Source organism: Herbaspirillum sp. ST 5-3 (assembly GCF_004804275.1).
In the GTDB taxonomy this organism is placed as follows: domain Bacteria; phylum Pseudomonadota; class Gammaproteobacteria; order Burkholderiales; family Burkholderiaceae_D; genus Noviherbaspirillum.
In genome coordinates, this window is record NZ_STGI01000029.1 from 1 (window position 1) to 3,455 (window position 3,455).

The 3,455-nt window shown below is 61.9% G+C and carries 2 protein-coding genes and 1 pseudogene; all 3 read left to right on the forward strand.

Translation table 11 applies throughout. From position 1 onward, the window contains the following. Positions 1 to 222: pseudogene (locus tag E6W33_RS26795) on the forward strand (erythrose-4-phosphate dehydrogenase); the annotation flags it as partial. Between the two features lie 24 nt (positions 223 to 246). Beyond that, entirely contained in the window at positions 247 to 1,680 is a 1,434-nt protein-coding gene (pyk, locus tag E6W33_RS26800) for a pyruvate kinase (RefSeq protein ID WP_136420435.1), read from the forward strand. Positions 1,681 to 1,800: 120 nt separating this feature from the next. After that, a complete protein-coding gene (gene glpK / locus E6W33_RS26805) occupies positions 1,801 to 3,297 on the forward strand; it encodes a glycerol kinase GlpK (protein WP_136420436.1) in 1,497 nt (498 codons plus the stop codon). The last annotated feature ends 158 nt before the right edge of the window (positions 3,298 to 3,455 follow it).

Here is a 3,455-nt window from a genome sequence, read left to right on the forward strand (position 1 = left end):
ATGAAGGATGCCGCCAACGGCGCGCTGAAGGGCATTCTGACCTACAACACGGAACCGCTGGTGTCGGTCGACTTCAATCACAACCCGGCATCGAGCAACTTCGATTCGACCCTGACCAAGGTGTCCGGCCGTTTGGTGAAAGTGTCCTCTTGGTACGACAACGAGTGGGGCTTCTCCAACCGCATGCTCGACACCACCGTGGCCTTGATGTCCGCCAAATAACGTTTCCTTTTGAAAGCGCCTGACATGGATCGCTCCACCAAGATTGTTGCCACCATCGGCCCTGCTTCCAGCGACCTCGCCACGCTCACGCGCATGGTGCGCGCCGGCGTCAATGTGGTGCGCCTGAACTTCTCGCACGGCAAGGCGCAGGACCATATCGATCGCGCTCGCCTGGTGCGCGAAGCTGCGGCGGACTGCGGCTGCGAAGTCGCGATCATGGCCGACCTGCAAGGTCCGAAGATCCGTGTCGGCAAGTTCGAGCATGGAAAGATCCTGCTCGAAGCGGGCGCGAAATTCGTGCTGGACGCCGAATGCGAACTCGGCAACGAACAGCAGGTTGGGCTGGATTACAAGGAGTTGCCGCGCGACCTGAAGCCGGGCGACATCCTGCTCTTGAATGACGGACTGATCGTGCTGGTCGTGGATGCCGTCGTCGGCAGCGCGATTCACACCACGGTGAAGATCGGCGGCGAACTGTCCAACAACAAAGGCATCAATCGTCAGGGCGGCGGCTTGTCGGCGCCGGCGCTGACCGCGAAGGACATGGAAGACATCAAGACCGCAGTCGCGCTCGGCGCGGATTACATCGCGGTGTCGTTCCCGAAGAATGCTTCCGACATGATCATGGCGCGCCAGCTTGCCAGCATCGCGGGTGAGCCGCAGCAACGCAAGCCCTTGATGATCGCCAAGATCGAGCGCGCCGAGGCGATCCCGCTGCTGCAGGAAATCCTCGACGCCTCCGACGGCATCATGGTGGCGCGCGGCGATCTGGCGGTGGAGGTCGGCAACGCCGCCGTGCCGGCACTGCAGAAGCGCATGATCAAGATGGCGCGCGCCTCAAACAAGCTCGCCATCACCGCGACGCAGATGATGGAATCGATGATCGTCAATGCGGTGCCGACGCGCGCCGAAGTATCGGACGTGGCGAACGCGGTATTGGACGGCACGGACGCGGTGATGGCTTCCGCCGAAACAGCCTCCGGCAAGTATCCGGTGGAGACGGTCGAGGCGATGGCAGCGATTTGCCTGGAAGCGGAGAAAGCGGATGTGTGCAAGCTCGATACCGATTTCCTCAACGCCAGTTTCAGCCGCATCGATCAATCGATTGCCTATGGCGCGCTGTTTACTGCCTATCACTTACGTGTCAAGGCGATCGTGGCGCTGACCGAATCCGGGTCCACCACGTTGTGGATGAGCCGGCACAGCATCGACATCCCGATCTATGCGCTGACGCCGAGCATCGCAACGCTGCGCAAGTCCGCGCTCTACCGCAATGTGCGTTCCTTCGAACTCGTGCAATCGGGCGAAAGCAAGGACGTGCTGCAGGCGGCGCAGAACCTGCTGCTGGAGAAGCATGTGGTGCGACCCGGCGACCTGATCGTGGTCACGTGGGGCGAGCCGATGGGACAGATCGGCGGCACCAATTCGCTCAAGATCGTGAAGGTCGGCGAGCACTGAACCAAGAATACATATCTGGAGATTTGCATGCGTGCAAAGGGCAGCTCATCAGCCGCGAAGTGATCGACTTGCTTCTTGTTGAACTGTCCTTTGCACGCATTCACGCACAAAGGTGATCGCATGGAAAAGCTCATTCTCGCCCTGGATCAGGGAACCACCAGTTCACGTGCCATCCTGTTCGATCGCGCGGGCACAATACATGGCTCGGCACAGCAGGAATTCCGCCAGATATTTCCGCAGCCTGGCTGGGTCGAGCATGACGCCAACGAGATCTGGCAGTCGCAACTCGCGGTGACGCGGGAGGTCATGCGCAAGTGCGATGTGAATGCGGCCGAAATCGCAGCCATCGGCATTACCAACCAGCGCGAAACCACCGTGGTGTGGGATAAACGCAGCGGCGAGCCGATCGCCAATGCCATCGTGTGGCAGGACCATCGCACGGCGGACGTATGCGACGCCTTGAGCGAGCAAGGCAAGGCCGCGCTCTTCCAGGAAAAAACCGGGCTGGTGCTGGATGCCTATTTTTCAGGCACCAAGCTGCGCTGGCTGCTCGACCATGTTCCCGGTGCGCGTGCGCGGGCGGAGCGTGGCGAGCTTGCTTTTGGCACCATCGACAGCTGGTTGACGTTCAAGCTGACCGGCGAGCATGTCACCGACACGAGCAATGCCTCGCGCACGCTGCTGTTCAACATCAAGACGCTGCAATGGGATGACGAACTGCTCGGCCTGCTCGACATCCCGCGCAGCATGATGCCGACCGTGCTGCCCAGCAGCGCCATGTTCGGCACGACGCACAGCGAGCTGCTGGGTGCGCCTATCCCGATTGCCGGCATCGCCGGCGATCAGCAGGCCGCGACCTTCGGGCAGGCCTGTCATCGTCCCGGCATGGCAAAGAATACCTATGGCACCGGCTGCTTCATGCTGATGAATACCGGGTCGCAAGCCATCGCATCGCGCAACAACCTCGTTGCCACCATCGGCTGGACGCTCGGCAGCAAGCAGGATCTGCACACCGATTACATGCTCGAAGGCAGCGTGTTCATGGCCGGCGCCACGGTGCAATGGCTGCGCGACGGGCTGAATATCATCCGGCAATCCTCCGATGTCGAAGCGCTCGCCCTGAGCGTGCCGGACTCGGATGGCGTGACCTTCGTACCGGCATTCACCGGACTGGGCGCGCCCTACTGGGACGCCTATGCACGTGGCACCATCGTCGGCATGACGCGTGGCACGACGCGTGCGCATATCGCGCGCGCCGCGCTCGAGAGCATCGCCTATCAAAGCGTGGATGTGCTGGATGCGATGCAGAAGGATTCCGGCATGCGCCTGCGCGAACTGCGCGTGGACGGCGGCGCCTCGCGCAACGACTTGCTGATGCAATTCCAGGCCGATGTGCTGGGCGTGCCGGTGGTGCGCCCGATGGTCACCGAAACCACGGCGCTCGGCGCAGCCTATCTGGCCGGACTGCGCGTCGGCTTCTGGTCGTCGCAGCAGGAGATTGCTTCGCTGTGGAAGATGGATCGTTGCTTCGAACCGCGCATGGCGGATGAGGAGCGTCAAGCGCGGATTGCCACCTGGCGGCGTGCGGTCGAGCGCGCACGCGCCTGGGCGGAGTAAAAATGGCGATGGCGGCAAGCCGGGCCCAAATGAAAGAGCGGGCATAGCGCCCGCTCTTTTCGACTGCTTATTTCAGCTGTATTTCAGCCGTTTACTTGACGCGGCCTTCCTTCCAGGCCTGCAGCAGCTTGTCGTAGGCGATGGTCTCGCCCTTGGGC